This window comes from Nocardioides kribbensis (genome assembly GCF_015070375.1).
GTDB classification, from domain to species: Bacteria; Actinomycetota; Actinomycetes; order Propionibacteriales; family Nocardioidaceae; genus Nocardioides; species Nocardioides kribbensis.
The window spans coordinates 850297-867198 of sequence record NZ_JADCLL010000001.1; the positions used below are offsets into that span (position 1 = coordinate 850297).

General features: G+C 74.2%; 16 protein-coding genes. 7 read left to right on the forward strand and 9 right to left on the reverse strand.

Annotated elements, in window-relative coordinates:
- Window positions 1–47: 47 nt before the first annotated feature.
- The gene (locus IR170_RS03960; protein WP_193661263.1) at window positions 48–1724 is read left to right on the forward strand and encodes a phospho-sugar mutase; all 1677 of its coding nucleotides are present in this window, start codon (window positions 48–50) and stop codon (window positions 1722–1724) included.
- A gap of 30 nt (window positions 1725–1754) precedes the next feature.
- Here the strand turns inward: IR170_RS03960 and IR170_RS03965 are convergent, their stop codons facing one another.
- A complete protein-coding gene (locus IR170_RS03965; RefSeq protein WP_193661264.1) occupies window positions 1755–2378 on the reverse strand; it encodes a hypothetical protein in 624 nt (207 codons plus the stop codon).
- A 91-nt stretch (window positions 2379–2469) separates the two neighbouring features.
- Here IR170_RS03965 and deoC point away from each other — a divergent pair, with 91 nt between their 5' ends.
- Genes deoC through IR170_RS03980 form a run of 3 tightly spaced genes read left to right on the forward strand, consistent with a single transcriptional unit; the run spans window position 2470 to window position 5784 of the window.
- Entirely contained in the window at window positions 2470–3462 is a 993-nt protein-coding gene (gene deoC / locus IR170_RS03970) for a deoxyribose-phosphate aldolase (RefSeq protein WP_193661265.1), read from the forward strand.
- A gap of 4 nt (window positions 3463–3466) precedes the next feature.
- Window positions 3467–4915 (forward strand): aldehyde dehydrogenase family protein, encoded by a 1449-nt coding sequence (locus IR170_RS03975; RefSeq protein WP_056903698.1) that lies wholly within the window; start codon window positions 3467–3469, stop codon window positions 4913–4915.
- Entirely contained in the window at window positions 4912–5784 is an 873-nt protein-coding gene (locus tag IR170_RS03980) for an aldehyde dehydrogenase family protein (RefSeq protein WP_056863880.1), read from the forward strand. The genes IR170_RS03975 and IR170_RS03980 overlap by 4 nt, the downstream gene beginning before the upstream one ends.
- 102 nt (window positions 5785–5886) lie before the next feature.
- Here IR170_RS03980 and IR170_RS03985 read toward each other — a convergent pair whose 3' ends face one another.
- Window positions 5887–6576: a hypothetical protein gene (locus IR170_RS03985; RefSeq protein ID WP_193661266.1), complete on the reverse strand. Its 690-nt coding sequence runs from the start codon at window positions 6574–6576 to the stop codon at window positions 5887–5889.
- Window positions 6577–6645: 69 nt separating this feature from the next.
- Between IR170_RS03985 and IR170_RS03990 the strand changes: the two genes are divergently transcribed.
- Both IR170_RS03990 and IR170_RS03995 read left to right on the forward strand, forming a co-directional pair.
- On the forward strand, window positions 6646–7257 hold the full coding sequence (locus IR170_RS03990) for an ATP-binding protein (RefSeq protein WP_193661267.1): 612 nt from the start codon (window positions 6646–6648) through the stop codon (window positions 7255–7257).
- Window positions 7254–7820 carry a hypothetical protein gene (locus tag IR170_RS03995; RefSeq protein WP_193661268.1) on the forward strand — a complete coding sequence of 189 codons (567 nt, stop codon included), beginning with the start codon at window positions 7254–7256 and terminating at the stop codon, window positions 7818–7820. The genes IR170_RS03990 and IR170_RS03995 overlap by 4 nt, the downstream gene beginning before the upstream one ends.
- Here IR170_RS03995 and IR170_RS04000 read toward each other — a convergent pair.
- Window positions 7793–8899, reverse strand: a complete 1107-nt coding sequence (locus IR170_RS04000; protein WP_319804897.1) for an adenosine deaminase — start codon at window positions 8897–8899, stop codon at window positions 7793–7795. The two genes, IR170_RS03995 and IR170_RS04000, sit on opposite strands and share 28 nt — an antisense overlap.
- A 118-nt stretch (window positions 8900–9017) precedes the next feature.
- On the opposite strand from IR170_RS04000, the gene IR170_RS04005 reads away from it, so the two are divergent.
- Window positions 9018–9473, forward strand: coding sequence for a MaoC family dehydratase (locus IR170_RS04005; RefSeq protein ID WP_056863875.1), 456 nt, complete (start codon window positions 9018–9020; stop codon window positions 9471–9473).
- Window positions 9474–9489: 16 nt separating this feature from the next.
- On the opposite strand, the gene IR170_RS04010 is transcribed toward IR170_RS04005, so the two are convergent.
- From IR170_RS04010 to IR170_RS04035, 6 genes are read right to left on the reverse strand one after another with little or no spacing between them, the layout of a single operon-like run.
- On the reverse strand, window positions 9490–11010 hold the full coding sequence (locus tag IR170_RS04010) for a fused MFS/spermidine synthase (RefSeq protein WP_193661270.1): 1521 nt from the start codon (window positions 11008–11010) through the stop codon (window positions 9490–9492).
- Window positions 11007–12293 (reverse strand): thymidine phosphorylase, encoded by a 1287-nt coding sequence (locus tag IR170_RS04015; RefSeq protein WP_056903694.1) that lies wholly within the window; start codon window positions 12291–12293, stop codon window positions 11007–11009. The genes IR170_RS04010 and IR170_RS04015 overlap by 4 nt, the downstream gene beginning before the upstream one ends.
- A gap of 56 nt (window positions 12294–12349) precedes the next feature.
- Window positions 12350–12775 carry a cytidine deaminase gene (locus IR170_RS04020; RefSeq protein ID WP_319804898.1) on the reverse strand — a complete coding sequence of 142 codons (426 nt, stop codon included), beginning with the start codon at window positions 12773–12775 and terminating at the stop codon, window positions 12350–12352.
- Window position 12776: 1 nt separating this feature from the next.
- A complete protein-coding gene (locus IR170_RS04025; RefSeq protein ID WP_156718109.1) occupies window positions 12777–14105 on the reverse strand; it encodes an ABC transporter permease in 1329 nt (442 codons plus the stop codon).
- Window positions 14102–15325 (reverse strand): ABC transporter permease, encoded by a 1224-nt coding sequence (locus IR170_RS04030; protein ID WP_193661271.1) that lies wholly within the window; start codon window positions 15323–15325, stop codon window positions 14102–14104. The genes IR170_RS04025 and IR170_RS04030 overlap by 4 nt, the downstream gene beginning before the upstream one ends.
- Window positions 15322–16887, reverse strand: coding sequence for an ABC transporter ATP-binding protein (locus IR170_RS04035; RefSeq protein ID WP_193661272.1), 1566 nt, complete (start codon window positions 16885–16887; stop codon window positions 15322–15324). The genes IR170_RS04030 and IR170_RS04035 overlap by 4 nt, the downstream gene beginning before the upstream one ends.
- Window positions 16888–16902 lie beyond the last annotated feature (15 nt).

Here is a 16902-nt window from a genome sequence, read left to right on the forward strand (position 1 = left end):
ACCGGCCCGGCTAGGACCGCCGGTCGCCACGCACTAGCGTCAGCCCCATGACCCGCCCCGACCTCGCCACGCTGCTCGACCTCGCCCGCGCCTGGAGCGCCGACGACCCCGACCCGGCCACCCGGGCCGAGCTGGACGCGGTCGTGGCGGCGGCCGAGGCGGGCGACGCGGCGGCACAGGGCGACCTGGCCGACCGCTTCGACGGCACGCTGGAGTTCGGCACGGCCGGCCTGCGCGGCGCCCTGGGTGCGGGGCCCCGCCGGATGAACCGCGTCGTGGTGACGCGGGCGGCCGCCGGCCTCGCGGCGTACCTCCGGGAGACGGGGGCGCGCGGCGGCGTGGTGATCGGCTACGACGCGCGGCACAACAGCGACGTCTTCGCGCGCGACACCGCCGAGGTGATGACCGGCGCCGGCTTCGAGGCCCACCTGCTGCCCGCCCCCCTGCCGACACCCGTGCTGGCCTACGCCATCCGCGAGCTCGGCTGCGCCGCCGGCGTGATGATTACCGCCAGCCACAACCCGCCCGAGGACAACGGCTACAAGGTCTACCTCGGCGACGGCAGCCAGATCGTCGCCCCCGTCGACGCCGCCATCGCCGCGCAGATCGCCGCGGTCGGCCGGGTCGCCGACGTGCCCCGCGGTCGCCCCGGGCGGGTGCTGGGCGAGGAGGTCGTCGACCGCTACCTCGACACCACCGCCGCCCTCGTGGCCGACGGGCCGCGCGACCTCGACATCGTCTACACCCCCCTGCACGGCGTCGGCGGCACCTCGGTCGCCGCGGTGCTGGAGACGGCCGGCTTCGCGGCCCCCCGCGTGGTGGAGCAGCAGGAGCAGCCCGACCCCGACTTCCCCACCGTCGCCTTCCCCAACCCCGAGGAGCCGGGCGCCATGGACCTGGCCATGGAGCTGGCCGCCCGCGTCGACGCCGACCTCGTGGTCGCCAACGACCCCGACGCCGACCGCTGCGCGGCGGCCGTGCCGACCCCGCAGGGCTGGCGCATGCTGCGCGGCGACGAGGTCGGCGCCCTGCTCGCCGACCACCTGCTGCGCTCGGGTCGCGACGGCACCTACGCCACCTCCCTCGTCTCCTCCAGCCTGCTCGGCACCATGGCCGCTGCCGCCGGCCAGCCCTACGTCGAGACCCTCACCGGCTTCAAGTGGATCGGTCGCGTCGACGGCCTCGCCTTCGGCTACGAGGAGGCGCTCGGCTACTGCTGCGACCCCGAGCACGTGCGCGACAAGGACGGCGTCTCGGCGCTCCTGCTGCTGTGCGACATCGCCGCCGGGGCCAAGGCCGAGGGCCGCACGCTGCTGGACCTGCTCGACGACATCGCGCGCCGCCACGGCCTGCACGCCACCGACCAGCTCTCGGTGCGCGTCGAGGACCTCGGCGTCATCACCCGGGCGATGCAGACGCTGCGCTCCACCCCGCCGACCGTGCTCGGCGGCCTCGCGGTGGAGGCGGTCGACGACCTCGCCGCTCCGCCCGCCGGCGGCCTGCCGCCCACCGAGGGCCTGCGCTACCGCCTCGCCGAGGGCGCGCGCGTGGTCGTGCGCCCCAGCGGCACCGAGCCCAAGCTCAAGTGCTACCTCGAGGTGGTCGTGCCCGTGGAGGCCGGCCCTGACGACGACGTGGCCGATGCCGTCGCGGCCGCCCGCATCGTCGCCGCGGGACGCCTCGACGCCGTCCGCACCGACCTCGCGGCCGCCGCGGGGCTGTAGCCGCGGCCGGGCGCGGTCACGGCGTCGGGATCACACGAGCAGGGTCACGACGAGGGCGACGGCGAGCACCACGACGACGCCCACCCAGGGCCAGCTGGTGCTGCGTCGGGCCTCGCCGAGCAGCGCCTCCTGCTCGGGCGAGCGGGCCGCCACCCCGCGGGCCAGACGGGCCTGCTCGGCCAGGTGACGCAGCCGCTGCTCGACGAAGTCGGCCTGGTCGACGCCCTTGCCCGCGGGCGCGGTGACCTCGCTGAGCCAGCTGCTGGGGCGACCTCCCCGACGGGCCGCACGTGCCTCGCCGATGAGCTGGCGCGAGCTGCGCGCGATGGTCGGGGAGACGAAGCGGCGCTCACCGGCGAAGACGGCCAGGACGTGGCGCACGACCACGCTGGTGACCGCGGCCAGCGGCACCCGGTCGGTGCGCACGAGGTGGCGCAGCACCAGCACGTCGCCCTCGACCCAGACGGCCGGGCGCAGCATGACCAGCCACACCACGACCTCGAACAGCGCGACGCCCACGACGAGCGCCGGGCCCAGACCGCCGTACACGCCGGCCAGGACGAGGACGGCCGGACCGATGGCGAGACCGAGGTAGCCGGTGAACCTGCCGTTGCTGGGCGGGAAGCGCTGGACCTCGACGCTCTCGTCGACCACGTGACTCTCCTCCGCGTGCGCTCGCTGCGGGGCCCGGTGGGGCCCGGTCGCCGGTTGGGGCACCGACGGCGCGCAACCCTATGCTGCCCTCATGCCTATCACTGCCTCGTCGGCTGCCACCGCGCCGACCGGCGGCAGCGGCCTCGCGGACGTCACCTCGTCCGACGCGGCGCTGCGCCGTTTCCTCCACGGGCTCCCCGGCGTCGACCAGGTCGGCGCCGAGGCCCGGGCCGCGTCGCTGGCGACGCGCTCGATCAAGACCACGGCTAAGGAGCAGGCGCTCGACCTGGCCATCCGCATGGTCGACCTCACCACCCTCGAGGGCTCCGACACCCACGGCAAGGTGCGTGCGCTGGCCGCCAAGGCCGTGCGCCCCGACCCCGCCGACCCGGCGTGCCCGTCGGCGGCCGCGGTGTGCGTGTACCCCGACATGGTCGCCACCGCCAAGGAGACCCTCGGCGACAGCGGCGTGCACGTGGCCGCCGTGGCCACCGCCTTCCCGAGCGGTCGCGCGGCCCTCGACATCAAGCTCGCCGACACCCGCGACGCGGTCGAGGCGGGCGCCGACGAGATCGACATGGTCATCGACCGTGGGGCCTTCCTCTCCGGCCGCTACCTCCAGGTCTTTGAGGAGATCGTGGCCGTGCGCGAGGCCTGCGCCCGCGCCGACGGCGAGGACGCCCACCTCAAGGTGATCTTCGAGACCGGCGAGCTGCAGACCTACGACAACGTCCGCCGGGTCTCCTGGCTGGCCATGCTGGCCGGCGCCCACTTCATCAAGACCTCGACCGGCAAGGTGCAGCCCGCCGCCACCCTGCCCGTGACGCTGGTGATGCTGGAGGCCGTGCGCGACTTCCGCCGCCAGACCGGCCAGATGGTCGGGGTGAAGCCCGCGGGCGGCATCCGCACCAGCAAGGACGCGATCAAGTACCTCGTGATGGTCAACGAGGTCGCCGGCGCCGACTGGCTCGACCCGGACTGGTTCCGCTTCGGCGCCTCGACGCTCCTCAACGACCTGCTCATGCAGCGCACCAAGCTGCGCACCGGCCGCTACTCCGGCCCCGACTACTTCACCCTGGACTGATCCCATGACACCCAGCAGCCCCTTCGACTACGCCCCCGCGCCCGAGTCGCGCGCCGTGGTGGACATCAAGGCGACCTACGGCCTCTTCGTCGGCGGAGAGTTCGTCGACGGCCACGGCACGCCCTTCAAGACCGTCGACCCCGCCACCGAGGAGGTCCTCGCCGAGGTCGCCGAGGCCAGCGACGCCGATGTCGACGCCGCGGTCAAGGCCGCCCGCAAGGCCCACGAGCGCGTGTGGGGCCGGATGCCCGGCCGCGAGCGGGCCAAGTACCTCTACCGCATCGCGCGGATCATCCAGGAGCGCAGCCGCGAGCTGGCCGTGCTGGAGACCATCGACAACGGCAAGCCGATCAAGGAGTCGCGCGACGTCGACGTGCCGACGGTCGCCGCGCACTTCTTCTACTACGCCGGCTGGGCCGACAAGCTCGAGCACGCGGGCTACGGCACGACCCCGCTCGGCGTCGCCGGCCAGGTCATCCCGTGGAACTTCCCGCTGCTGATGCTGGCGTGGAAGGTCGCGCCCGCCCTGGCCTGCGGCAACACCGTGGTGCTCAAGCCCGCCGAGACGACGCCGCTGACCGCGCTGCTCTTCGCCGAGATCTGCCAGCAGGCCGACCTGCCCGCGGGCGTCGTCAACATCGTCACCGGCGCGGGCGCCACCGGCCAGGCCCTCGTGGCCCACCCCGGCGTCGACAAGGTCGCCTTCACCGGCTCGACCGCGGTCGGCAAGGCCATCGCCCGCACGGTGGCCGGCACCTCCAAGAAGGTCACGCTCGAGCTGGGCGGCAAGGCGGCCAACATCGTCTTCGACGACGCCCCCGTCGACCAGGCCGTCGAGGGCATCGTCACCGGCATCTTCTTCAACCAGGGCCACGTCTGCTGCGCCGGCTCGCGCCTGCTGGTGCAGGAGTCGATCGCCGAGGAGGTCCTCGACCGGCTGCGCGAGCGGATGTCGACCCTGCGCCTGGGCGACCCGCTCGACAAGAACACCGACATCGGCGCGATCAACTCCGCCGCCCAGCTCGCCCGCATCCGCGAGCTGGCCGACATCGGCGAGCAGGAGGTCTCCGGCGAGCGCTGGTCGCCGGCCTGCGAGCTGCCCGAGCGGGGCTTCTGGTTCCCCCCGACGGTCTTCACCGGGGTGACCCAGGCCCACCGCATCGCCCGCGAGGAGATCTTCGGCCCCGTGCTGTCGGTGCTGACCTTCCGCACCCCCTCCGAGGCGGTCGAGAAGGCCAACAACACCCCCTTCGGCCTCTCCGCCGGCATCTGGTCGGAGAAGGGCTCGCGCATCCTGGAGATCGCCAGCCGGCTGCGCGCCGGCGTGGTGTGGGCCAACACGTTCAACAAGTTCGACCCCACCAGCCCCTTCGGCGGCTACCAGGAGTCCGGCTACGGGCGCGAGGGCGGCCGTCACGGCCTCGCGGCCTACCTCGAGGGAGGACAGCGATGAGCGACCGCATCGACGTGCGCAAGACCTACAAGCTCTACGTCGGGGGCGCCTTCCCCCGATCGGAGTCCGGCTACACCTACGAGGTCACCGACGCGAAGGGAGCCTTCGTGGCCAACGCCGCCCTCGCCTCGCGCAAGGACGCCCGCGACGCAGTCGTCGCCGCCCGCAAGGCCTTCGGTCCCTGGTCGGGCCGCACGGCCTACAACCGCGCCCAAGTGCTCTACCGCGTCGCCGAGGTGCTCGAGGACCGCCGCCCGCAGTTCGTGCAGGCCGTCGTGCAGTCCGAGGGACTCTCGGCGAGCAAGGCCGAGCGCGTGGTCGACGAGTCCGTCGACCGGCTGGTCTGGTACGCCGGCTGGGCCGACAAGATCACCCAGGTGGTCGGCGGCGCCAACCCCGTCGCCGGGCCGTTCTTCAACCTCACCACCCCCGAGGCCACCGGCGTCGTCGCCGTCCTCGCCCCCGAGCGGTCCTCGCTGCTCGGGCTGGTCACCGCGATCGCGCCGGTCGTCGTCACGGGCAACACCGCGGTCGTCGTGTCGTCGTACTCCCGGCCGCTGGCGGCGGTGACCCTCGCCGAGGTGCTCGCCACCTCCGACGTGCCCGGCGGCGTGGTCAACGTGCTGACCGGGTCGGCCGCGACCCTCGGCCCGTGGCTGGCCTCGCACATGGACGTCAACGCCCTCGACCTGCTCGGCACCGCGGGCCAGACCGAGCTGGCGCGCGACCTCGAGGTGGCCGCGGCCGACAACCTCAAGCGCGTGCGTCGCGCCCCGGCGGCCGAGCCCGACTTCACCCGCGAGCCCGGGCTCGACACCATGACCGACTTCCTGGAGCTCAAGACGGTCTGGCACCCGATGGGCGTCTGACCCGGGTCACTCACCCCGACAGCAGCGACGTCAGCGACGCCCCCGGCCCACAGCCGGGGCGTCGTCGCGTGCGGGCTCGCGTGGGAGGCTCGCCTGGCGGGGTCAGTCCGCGGCGGCCAGGGCGCTGCGGGTGGCGGTGACCACGTCGGCGACGGCCTGCCGCGCGGCGACCGGGTCGACCGGGCGCGCGGCGGTGAGGGTCACCCGCACGACGGCGCTGCCCTCGCGGAACCACACCCGCGAGACGCCCGTCGGGTCGTCGCCGTCGAGCAGGGTGCCGCAGGCCTCGAGGTCGGCGGGGAGGCCGACGACCGGCGACTCCACCGTCTCGCCGCGCGAGCGCATCAACGCGCACGCCTCGTCCCAGGTGCGCTGGGCGGCCTCCTCGTCGCTCTCGGGGGCCGCCGACCCGGTGTCGGTCGAGGGCGAGCCGGAGGCCTCCGTGGCGGGCCCCGCGGAGGACCCGGTGGAGGACCCGGTGGAGCCGGACTCCTCGGGCTCCTCCTCGACGACGACCGGCACGCTGAGGACCCCGATCGAGCCGACGTCGTAGGCGCGCAGGCGACAGCCGCCGGCCACGAGGTCGCCGGTGGCCTCGACGCCCGGCGCCTGCCAGTCGAGGCTGCGCAGCAGGGAGGTGTCGAGCACCTGGGCGCAGACGCGCGGGGAGACGTCGGGCGGGTCGGCGACGGGAGCCTCTCCCCCGCCGGCGACGGCCGTCGCCGTCACGACCACGACCGCGCCCGCCACGAAACCCGCCGCGACGCCGAGCGCGGTCCTCTTCTCCACCATGGGGCCCTCCTGCCCGCCGGGCCCGCCCCCGAAACACCGACGCCCCGCGCCAGGCGGCACAATGGGCCGGTGCGTGCCCGGGTGATCGTCCTCGCCGGCCCCTCCGGGTCGGGCAAGTCGCGACTCGCGGAGCGGATCGGGCTGCCCGTGCTGCGCCTCGACGACTTCTACAAGTCCGGGGGCGACCCCACGCTCCCGCGGATCACCGAGGGCGCCAACGCCGGCATCGTCGACTGGGACCACCCCGACTCCTGGCTGCCCGAGGACGCCCTGGAGGCGATGGTCGCGCTGTGCCGCGACGGGCGCGCGGAGGTGCCGGTCTACGACATCGCCCACGACGGCCGCACCGGCACCCGGATGCTCGACCTCGGCGGCGGCGACCTCTTCCTCGCCGAGGGGATCTTCGCCCAGGACGTCGTGGGCCCGGCCCGCGAGGCGGGGATCCTCGGCGCGGCACTGTGCATCCGTCGCTCGGCCGCGCTCACCTTCTGGCTGCGCCTGACCCGCGACCTGCGCGAGCACCGCAAGCCGCCGCTGGTGCTGGTACGCCGGGGGCTGGCCCTGGCCCGCGCCCAGCGCGGTGTGGTGGCCGACGCCGTGGCCAAGGGCTGCCGCCCGGTCTCCCCCGACGAGGCCGTGGCCGTGGTCGACGCCCTGCGGGCCGGGGCGCCGGCGCCGTGACCGGCGGCGCCCCGCTGCCCTTCGGGCCCGCGCTGCGCCAGCCCGACCAGCGCTCCTGCGGCGCGGCGGTGGTGGTCGTGGCACGCATGCTGGCCGACCCGGCGTACGCCGAGCGCGCCCTGCCCCGCTTCGGCGCGGAGGTGCTGGCCGCCCACCGACGGCTGACCGGGGCGCGGGACGCGACCGGTGCCCTGCAGGCGCCGTGGCCGCGCGCCGTCGGCACTCCCCCGTGGGCCGTCGCCCGCGCGCTGCCCCGCGGCCCCCACGGGGTGCGCCGCGCCCGCGGCCGCTTCGAGGACCTGCTGCGCGCGGTCGGCCACGGCCCGGCCGCGCTCTACGTGGGCGACCGGTGGCTGCCGCGCCACGTGCTGCTCGCGGTGGGACGCGACGGCGACGGGCCCGCGGCCCGCCTGGGGGTCTACGACCCCGGGTCCGGCACGGTGCGCACCCTGACCCGCGACGCCTACGCCGACGCCGCACTCCCCCTCGGCCGTTGGCGGCGACCCTGGTTCGTCGTGCTGCCGACGCGGTCGGCTCAGGCCTCGGCGGCCAGCGCGGCGTAACCGGGCTTGACCACCCCGTCGATGATCGCGAGACGCTCGTCGAAGGGCAGGAAGGCCGACTTCATCGCGTTGACGGTGAACCACTGCAGGTCGTCGAGCCCGTAGCCGAAGGCGTCGACCAGCGAGGTCATCTCCGCGGTCATCGACGTGCGGCTCATCAACCGGTTGTCGGTGTTGACGGTGACCCGGAAGCGCAGGTCGGTGAGCAGCTTGATCGGGTGCTCCGCGATCGAGGCCGCCGCGCCGGTCTGCACGTTGGAGGCCGGGCACATCTCCAGCGGGATCCGCTGGTCGCGCACGTAGGAGGCCAGCCGGCCCAGGGTGACCGAGCCGTCGTCGGCGACGGCGATGTCGTCGACGATCCGCACGCCGTGGCCGAGCCGGTCGGCGCCGCACCACTGGATGGCCTCCCAGATCGACGGCAGCCCGAAGGCCTCGCCGGCGTGGATGGTGAAGTGGGCGTTCTCGCGCTGGAGGTACTCGAAGGCGTCGAGGTGGCGGGTGGGAGGGAAGCCCGCCTCGGCTCCGGCGATGTCGAAGCCGGCGACACCGCGGTCGCGCCAGGCGATGGCGAGCTCGGCGATCTCCATCGACCGGGCCTGGTGGCGCATCGCGGTGAGCAGCTGGCGCACGACGATGCGCCCGCCGGTGGCGGCGACGCCCTGCGCGAAGCCCTCGGCCACGGCCGCGACGACCTCGTCGAGGGTCAGCCCGGCGTCGACGTGCTGCTCGGGGGCGTAGCGGACCTCGGCGTAGACCACGCCGTCGGCGGCGAGGTCCTCGACGCACTCCCGCGCGACCCGGGTGATCGCGGGGCCGTGCTGCATGACCGCGACCGTGTGGTCGAAGGTCTCGAGGTAGCGCACCAGCGACCCGGAGTCGGCCGACTCGGCGAACCACGCCCCGAGCGCCTCCGCGGAGTCGGCGGGCAGCGCGTGGCCGACCTCGGCGGCCAGCTCGAGGATCGTCTGGGGGCGCAGGCCGCCGTCGAGGTGGTCGTGCAGGAGCACCTTGGGCGCGCGCCGCACCTGGTCGTGGGTGGGCGTGGGGCGGGCGGTCGCTGCGGTCGGTGCGGTCACCCCCCGATCCTCCCGCACCGCCACCCACGACCGGAGCGCCGGGTGGCGCGCTAGGGTCCCCAGACGGTGTCCGGTCGCGGCCGGCGCCACGACCGCCACCCGCCACGAGAGGCCCCCCATGCGCACCTTCAGCACCTTCGACGAGCTCTCCGCCGCCGCCGGCGAGGAGCTCGGCACCAGCGACTGGGTCGAGATCGACCAGGCGCGCGTCGACACCTTCGCCGACGCCACGGGCGACCACCAGTGGATCCACGTCGACGTCGAGCGCTCGGCCGAGGGTCCCTTCGGCGGCACCATCGCCCACGGCTACCTCACGCTCTCGCTCATCCCGTGGCTCGGCTCCTCGGTCTTCGCGCTCGAGACCCCCGGGGCCAAGCTCAACTACGGCGTCAACAAGGTCCGCTTCCCGAACCCCCTCCGCGTGGGCAAGCGGGTGCGCCTCACGGTCACCATGGGCGAGGTCACCGACCTCCCGGCCGGCAAGCAGATCACCCTGCGCCACGTCGTCGAGATCGAGGACGAGCCCAAGCCGGCCTGCGTGGCCGAGACCGTCGTCCTCCTGCTCGAGGGCTGAGCCCGCGCGGCGGCGCTCAGGCGCTGCCGTACGGCGTGAGCAGCTGGTCGACCGGGGCGAAGGCGTCGGTGAGCACCTCGGCGTCGCCGGTGAAGGCGTCGAGGTCGGCGTCGGCGCGCACCTCCCACGCCAGGTCGCGGCCCTCCAGGCCGGCCGCCAGCGCCGCGAGGTCGAGGGGCCGGTCGGAGCCGACGACCACGACGTTGCCGCCCGCGGTGCCGGCGAAGGCCGCCGGCCGGGCGAGCACGGCGACGTGGTCGAAGACCTCCCGCAGCGTCGCCGTCTCGGCCCGCACGAAGGCCAGCGGGCCGTGGTCGATGAGGTTCATGACGTAGACGCCGTCGGGCCGCAGCACGCGGCGCACGTCGTCGACGGCCTCGACCGTCGTGAGGTGCCACGGCACGGAGACCCCTCCGAAGGCATCGCCCACCACGAGGTCGCGGCTGTCGTCGGCGAGCCGGTCGAGGCCCAAGCGCCCGTCCTCGACACGCACCTCGAGGTCGGGACCGGTCTCGAGCCCGAGCCGGTCGCGGTCGACCTCGATCACCCCCGCGTCGATCTCGGAGACCACGCTCGAGGTGCCGGGCCTGACCTCGGCGAGGTAGCGCGGCAGCGTCAGCCCGCCGCCGCCGAGGTGGAAGGCCTCGAGGGCCTCGCCGGCGGGGAAGGCGGTGTCGACGACCGTGGCCGCGGCCTGCACGTACTCGAAGTCGAGGTAGGTCGGGTCGGAGAGGTCGACGTAGGAGTTGCGCACCCCGTCGAGCACCAGCACCCGGCCGTCGGGCCGCTCCGGGTCGTCCTCGACGACCGCGCAGTGGTAGGTCGTCTCCACGTCGCAGCCGCCGGGGGCCACGGCGGCGCCGAGTCCCGCGGCGCCGACCAGCAGGAGGGCGGCCGCGCCGGCGCGCCAGCCGCGCACACGCCAGTCGGCCGCGACCCCCGCGAGCACGAGCAGCACGCCGAGACCCACCAGGATCGTGCTGACCGGCACCGTCGAGACCAGCACGAACCCGGTCACGACCGTGCCGGCGATGGACCCGGCGGTGCCGAGCCCGGAGAGCCGGCCCACGACCGTGCCGGTCTCGGCCAGGGTCGTCAGCCGCAGCTTGGTCACCATCGGCGTCACCGCCGCCAGCAGGGCGCCGGGCACGAGGATGGTCAGCGTCGCGGTCGGCAGCAGCAGTCCGCCCGAGTCGAGCTCGGCGGCGCTGCGCACCAGCAGGGGGGTCAGCGCCACGACCACCCCCGAGACGGCCAGCAGCGCGCCGAGGGTGCGCCGCGGGTCGACGACGTCGGCGGCGCGACCGCCCGCCCAGGAGCCGAGGGCGATCGCGGCCAGCGCGATCCCGATGACCACGGTGTTGGTCTCGAGGGTGAGCCCGAGGTAGGGCGCCAGCAGCCGCAGCGCCACCAGCTCGACCACGAGCACGGCCGCCGAGGAGCCGAAGACCAGCGCACCCGCGGCGCGCGGGCCCAGGCCCGTGGCCGGGGTGCCGGCCGGGGTGCCGGCCGGCGTGCCGGTGGGGTCGGGGGTCATCCCACGCGGTCGATGACGATCGGGCCGACGGCGACCTCGGTGCCGGCGGGCACGACGTCGTAGCCGCCCTCCAGCGAGGCCAGGGCGCGCTCGAAGCGGGCCGGCTCGTCGGTGTGCAGCGTGAGCAGCGGCTCGCCCGCGCGCACGGCGTCGCCCGGGCGGGCGTGCCACACGACCCCGGCGCCGGCCTGCACCGGGTCCTCCTTGCGGGCACGGCCCGCACCCAGGCGCCACGCGGCCATGCCCACGGCCATCGCGTCGAGGCGGCTGAGGACACCGTCGGCCGGGGCGGTGACGACGTGCTGCTCGCGGGCCACCGGCAGCGTGGCGTCGGGGTCGCCGCCCTGGGCGGCGACCATGGCCCGCCAGGCGTCCATGGCCGACCCGTCGGCGAGCCGGTCGGCGGGGTCGACGTCGGTGACGCCGGCCGCGGTGAGCATCTCGCGGGCCAGCGCCACGGTGAGCTCGACGACGTCGGCGGGTCCGCCACCGGCGAGGACCTCCACCGACTCGCCCACCTCGAGGGCGTTGCCGGCGGTCAGGCCGAGCGGGGTCGACATGTCGGTGAGCAGGGCGACCGTGCGCACGCCGGCGTCGGTGCCGAGGGCGACCATCGTCTCCGCCAGCTCGCGGGCCCGGTCGACGGACTTCATGAACGCCCCGGTGCCGACCTTGACGTCGAGCACCAGGGCGCCGGTGCCCTCGGCGATCTTCTTGCTCATGATCGAGGAGGCGATGAGCGGGATCGCCTCGACCGTGCCGGTGACGTCGCGCAGGGCGTAGAGCTTCTTGTCGGCCGGGGCGAGCCCGTCGCCGGCGGCGCAGATGACCGCGCCGACCGACTCCAGCTGGGCCATCATCTCCTCGTTCGACAGCGCGGCGCGCCAGCCGGGGATCGACTCGAGCTTGTCGAGGGTGCCGCCGGTGTGGCCCAGGCCGCGACCCGAGAGCTGCGGCACGGCCACGCCGCAGGCGGCGACGAGCGGGGCGAGCGGGAGGGTGATCTTGTCGCCCACGCCACCGGTGGAGTGCTTGTCGGCGGTGGGCCGCGAGAGCGAGGAGAAGTCCATGCGCTCCCCCGACGCGATCATCGCGGCGGTCCAGCGGGCGATCTCGGCGCGGTCCATGCCGTTGAGCAGGATCGCCATCGCCAGCGCCGACATCTGCTCGTCGGCGACCTCGCCGCGGGTGTAGGCGTCGACGACCCAGTCGACCTGGCTGTCGCTGAGGCGCTGGCCGTCGCGCTTGGTCGTGATGACCTCGACCGCGTCGTGCTTGCTCACGTGGGGCTCCTTGTCGACGGCTCCGTCGCCGTCACCGTTGGGCTGGGACCGGCACCCTAGGACAGGTCGTCGGGTCCGAAGGCATCCGGCAGCACCTCGGCCATGGTGCGCAGCCCGGAGACGGTCCACAGCTGCAGCTCACGACCGCCGTTCTCGAACAGCAGCTGGCGGCAGCGCCCGCACGGCATGATGACCGCGCCGTCGCCGTTGACGCACACGAAGTGCGTCAGCCGGCCCCCGCCGGTCAGGTGCAGCTGGCCCACGAGGCCGCACTCCGCGCACAGCGTCACGCCGTACGCCGCGTTCTCGACGTTGCAGCCGGCCACGGTGCGCCCGTCGTCGACCCGCGCCGCCGCGCCCACCGCGAAGCGGGAGTAGGGGGCGTAGGCGTGCGTCGCCGCCTCGACCGCGACGGCCCGCAGGGCCGCCCAGTCGAAGCCGTCCGGGGAGTCCGGGACGTCCAGGACGTCGGGGGCGGCCACGTCAGGCCTTCACGAACGGCTCGCCGTCGGCGGCGGGTGGTCGCACCCGTCCGACGAAGCCGGCCACGACGATGACGGTGGCGAGGTAGGGCAGGGCGCCGATCAGGTCGCCGGGGATCCGGTCGACCAGGCTCAGCTGGGTGCCGAGGTTGCGCATGAACCCGAAGAACACCGCGGCCAGCGCGGCCCAGACCGGGTGCCAGCGACCCATGATGACCGCGGCGAGGGCGATGAAGCCCGTGCCGGCCGACATCTCCTTGTCGAAGGCCCCGGAGCTGCCGACGGTGTAGTAGGCGCCGCCGAGACCGGCCAGCAGGCCGCCGAAGAGCACCGCCTGCCAGCGCAGCCGGTTGACCTTGATGCCCACGGTGTCGGCGGCCTTGGGGTGCTCGCCGACCGCGCGCACCCGCAGGCCCCAGCGGGTCTGGAAGAGCAGCAGCGCGACGACCACGACCGCGGCGTAGGTGAGGTAGACCAGGATCGTCTGCTCGAAGAGCGCCTGGCCGATCACCGGGATGTCGCTGAGCACGGGCACGGCCAGCGGCTCGAGCGGGTCGGGGTTGTTGAGGCGACCGGTGCTCTCGCTGGGGATCTGGCCCAGCAGGAAGCCGGTCAGGCCGGTGGCGAAGGCGACGATGACGACGCCGAGCACCACCTGGTTGACCTGGTAGCGCAGCGCGAAGAGACCCAGGATCGCCGAGACGAGCATGCCGGCGAGCGCGCCGCCGAGCAGGCCGAAGGGCGCGCACAGCCACAGCGGGATGAAGGCCAGCGACGACAGCGCGATGCTGGCGAAGAGCGAGGCCGAGAAGGCGCCGGCGAGGAACTGGCCCTCGATGGCGATGTTGATGACGCCGGCCCGCTCGCACACCACGCCGGCCAGTGCGCCGAGCACCAGCGGGGTGGCGATGCTGATCGTGCCGGGGATCGGGTTGGAGATCGAGGCCTGGAAGCCCTCGCCCTGGTCGGCGAAGGCCCACGCCATGAAGGCGACGTAGAACGACAGCCCGACCAGCACGTAGAGCAGGAGCCCGAGTCCGCCGCGGGGCACGCGGTTGAGGGCGGCGAGCACCACGCCGGCCAGGGCGAGCACCAGGGCGACCCAGTTGACCAGGGAGCCGTCGAGGGAGCGCGGCTGGCTGTCGGCCGAGCGCTGGGCCTCGAGCAGGTAGGTGACCGAGAAGCTGTCGGTGGTGAGCCGGAAGAGCAGCACCATCGCGGCGGCCAGGGCGAAGACCACCACCAGCCGCACCTGACGGCGCACGTCGGCCCGGTCGCGCACCTGCTCCTCGGGGGCCTCGCTGCGTGCGGGGGCGTCGACGACGCTCATCCTCCCCATCCCTTCGCCTCGACGCTGGAGCCCTGCCCGCGTCCCTTGATCCGGAAGATGCCGCGCACCAGGGCCGGTGCGGCGACGAACAGCACGATGAGCGCCTGGAGCACCTGCGAGAGCTCCGGGGCGATGCCGGCGGCGCCCTGCATCGACAGGCCTCCGGCCGAGAGCGCCCCGAAGAGCAGACCGGCCAGGACCGTGCCGACGGGGGTGGCCCGGCCCAGCAGGGCGACCGTGATGGCGTCGAAGCCCACGGTGCCGGCGACCTGGTCGGTCACCGAGTTCTGCTGGCCCAGCACCGTCATCGTGACCGCCAGCCCGGCCAGCACGCCGGCCAGCGTCATCGCGGTGACGTAGACGCGGGGCACGCTCATGCCGGCGGTGCGGGCGGCGTCGGGGTTGGCGCCGACGGCGCGCATCTCGAAGCCCAGCGTGCTGCGCTCCAGCAGCCACCACACGACGAGGGCGGCCAGCACGGCCAGCACGATCCCGAGGTGCAGGTTGCCGATCGCGGGGAAGGTCGCGCTGTCGTCGACCGGCGGGGAGAGCTTGTTGTCGCTGTTGGGGCGCTGGAAGGCCTCGAGACCGAGGAAGTAGAGCACCACGAAGCGGGCGACGTTGTTGAGCATGATCGTGGTGATCACCTCGTGGGCGCCGGTGCGGGCCTTGAGCAGCCCGATCACCCCGCCCCACAGCGCGCCGGCCACCAGCGCCGCGAGCAGCGCCACGAGCGCGTGCAGCCCGGTGGGCAGGTCCCAGGTGAAGCCGACGTAGCCCGCGGCGAGGCCCGCGACCAGCATCTGGCCCTGGGCGCCGATGTTGAACAGCCCGGCACGGAAGGCCAGGCTCACGCCCAGGCCGGCGCAGATGAGCGGGGCGGCGCGGTTGAGGGTGCGGGTGAGGGCGTCGGCGCCGCCGAGCGAGCCGTTGACCAGCGCGGCGTAGCCGTCGCCGACCGCCTCGCCGGCGAACCGGAAGAAGTCCCAGGGATAGCTGAAGAAGTACGGCAGCGAGCCCAGCACGCGCTCGGTGGAGAACACGATGAGCACCGCGCCGACCACGAGCGCCAGCACGACGGCCAGCACGCTGTCGACGACGGTCGGCACGAAGGCGGAGGCGTCGAAGCGCCGGCGCGGCGCCGCGGCGGCCTCGTGGGGGTCGACCCGCTCGGGGTCGACGACGGGCGGGGCGGCGGGGCCCTTCTGCGGGTCGCTCATGCCGCTCCTCCCCCGGTGCCGTGGGTGCCGGCGCCGGTGGCGCCGGTGGCCCCGGCCTGGTCGGTGTCCGTGGCGCCGGCCATCATCAGGCCGATCTCCTCTCGGGGGATGTCGGGGGTGGCGGTGCCGACGATGCGGCCGTCGTACATGACCGCGATCCGGTCGGAGAGCGCGAAGACCTCGTCGAGCTCGGTCGACACGATGATCACCGCCGTGCCCTTGTCGCGCTCCTCGACGATGCGCTTGTGGATGAACTCGATGGAGCCGACGTCGACGCCGCGGGTGGGCTGGGAGGCGATGAGCACCTTGAGCGGGCGGGAGAACTCCCGGGCCACGACGACCTTCTGCTGGTTGCCGCCCGAGAGCGCGCTGACGGGGGTCTCCATGGTCTCGGTGCGGATGTCGAACTCCTCGATGCGCTGGCGGGCGTTGGCCTCGATGGCGCCCAGGCGCAGCGCGGGGCCGCTGGCGAACCGCTCGCTGCGGAAGAGGTCGAGCACGAGGTTCTCGCGCACGCTGAAGGAGCCGACGTAGCCGTCGTGGGAGCGGTCCTCGGGCACGTAGCCGATGCCGTCCTCCAGGCTCTGGCGCGGGCCGTGGCGGCTGATGTCGCGACCGTCGAGCCAGATCTCGCCGGCGTCGGGACGCACGAGCCCGAGCAGCGACTTGATCAGCTCGGTCTGCCCGTTGCCCTGCACGCCGGCGATGCCGAGCACCTCACCGGCGCGGGCGACGAAGGAGACGTCCTTGACGACCTGGTGGCCGCGGGGGTCGATGACGGTGACGTTGCGGGCCTCCAGCACCGGCTCGCCGACCGCGGCGGCGGCCTTGTCGACGACCAGCTGCACGGAGCGGCCGACCATCATCTCGGCCAGCTCGGCCTCGCTGGCGGTGGGCTCGGCGGTGCCGACGACCTTGCCGCGGCGGATGACGCTGATCCGGTCGCCGACGGCGCGGACCTCGCGCAGCTTGTGGGTGATGAAGATGATCGAGGTGCCCTGGGCGCGCAGCTCGCGCATGATGCCCATGAGCTCGTCGATCTCCTGCGGGGTCAGCACCGCGGTCGGCTCGTCGAGGATGAGCACCTTCGCCTCGTTGGCCAGCGCCTTGATGATCTCGACGCGCTGCTGCACGCCGACGGGGAGGTCCTCCACGAGGGCCTCGGGGTCGACGGCGAGCCGGTAGCGCTCGGAGAGCTCGCGCACCAGCCGTGAGGCGGCCTTGCGGTCGAGCACGCCGAGGCCGCGGGTGCGCTCGCGCCCGAGCATGACGTTCTCGGCGACGGTGAAGGGCGGCACGAGCATGAAGTGCTGGTGCACCATGCCGATGCCGGCGGCGATGGCGTCGGCCGGCGAGGCGAAGGCCACCGGCTCCCCGTCGACCAGGATCTCGCCCTCGGAGGGGTCGAGCAGGCCGTAGAGCATGTTCATCAGCGTGGACTTGCCGGCGCCGTTCTCGCCGAGCAGGCAGTGGATCTCACCGGGCCTGATCGTGAGGTCGATGCCGTCGTTGGCGGTGAAGGAGCCGAACCGCCTGGTCAGGCCCCTGATCTCGAGTTCCATCTACTCCCTCACGAC

What these genes read in the sequence shown, in the direction of transcription:
- IR170_RS03960 (WP_193661263.1), top strand. Translation starts at nt 48, where the DNA reads ATGACCCGCCCCGACCTCGCCACGCTGCTCGACCTCGCCCGCGCCTGG.
- deoC (WP_193661265.1), top strand. Translation starts at nt 2,470, where the DNA reads ATGCCTATCACTGCCTCGTCGGCTGCCACCGCGCCGACCGGCGGCAGC.
- IR170_RS03975 (WP_056903698.1), top strand. Translation starts at nt 3,467, where the DNA reads ATGACACCCAGCAGCCCCTTCGACTACGCCCCCGCGCCCGAGTCGCGC.
- IR170_RS03980 (WP_056863880.1), top strand. Translation starts at nt 4,912, where the DNA reads ATGAGCGACCGCATCGACGTGCGCAAGACCTACAAGCTCTACGTCGGG.
- IR170_RS03985 (WP_193661266.1), bottom strand. Translation starts at nt 6,576, where the DNA reads ATGGTGGAGAAGAGGACCGCGCTCGGCGTCGCGGCGGGTTTCGTGGCG.
- IR170_RS04005 (WP_056863875.1), top strand. Translation starts at nt 9,018, where the DNA reads ATGCGCACCTTCAGCACCTTCGACGAGCTCTCCGCCGCCGCCGGCGAG.
- IR170_RS04010 (WP_193661270.1), bottom strand. Translation starts at nt 11,010, where the DNA reads ATGACCCCCGACCCCACCGGCACGCCGGCCGGCACCCCGGCCGGCACC.
- IR170_RS04025 (WP_156718109.1), bottom strand. Translation starts at nt 14,105, where the DNA reads ATGAGCGTCGTCGACGCCCCCGCACGCAGCGAGGCCCCCGAGGAGCAG.
- IR170_RS04030 (WP_193661271.1), bottom strand. Translation starts at nt 15,325, where the DNA reads ATGAGCGACCCGCAGAAGGGCCCCGCCGCCCCGCCCGTCGTCGACCCC.
- IR170_RS04035 (WP_193661272.1), bottom strand. Translation starts at nt 16,887, where the DNA reads ATGGAACTCGAGATCAGGGGCCTGACCAGGCGGTTCGGCTCCTTCACC.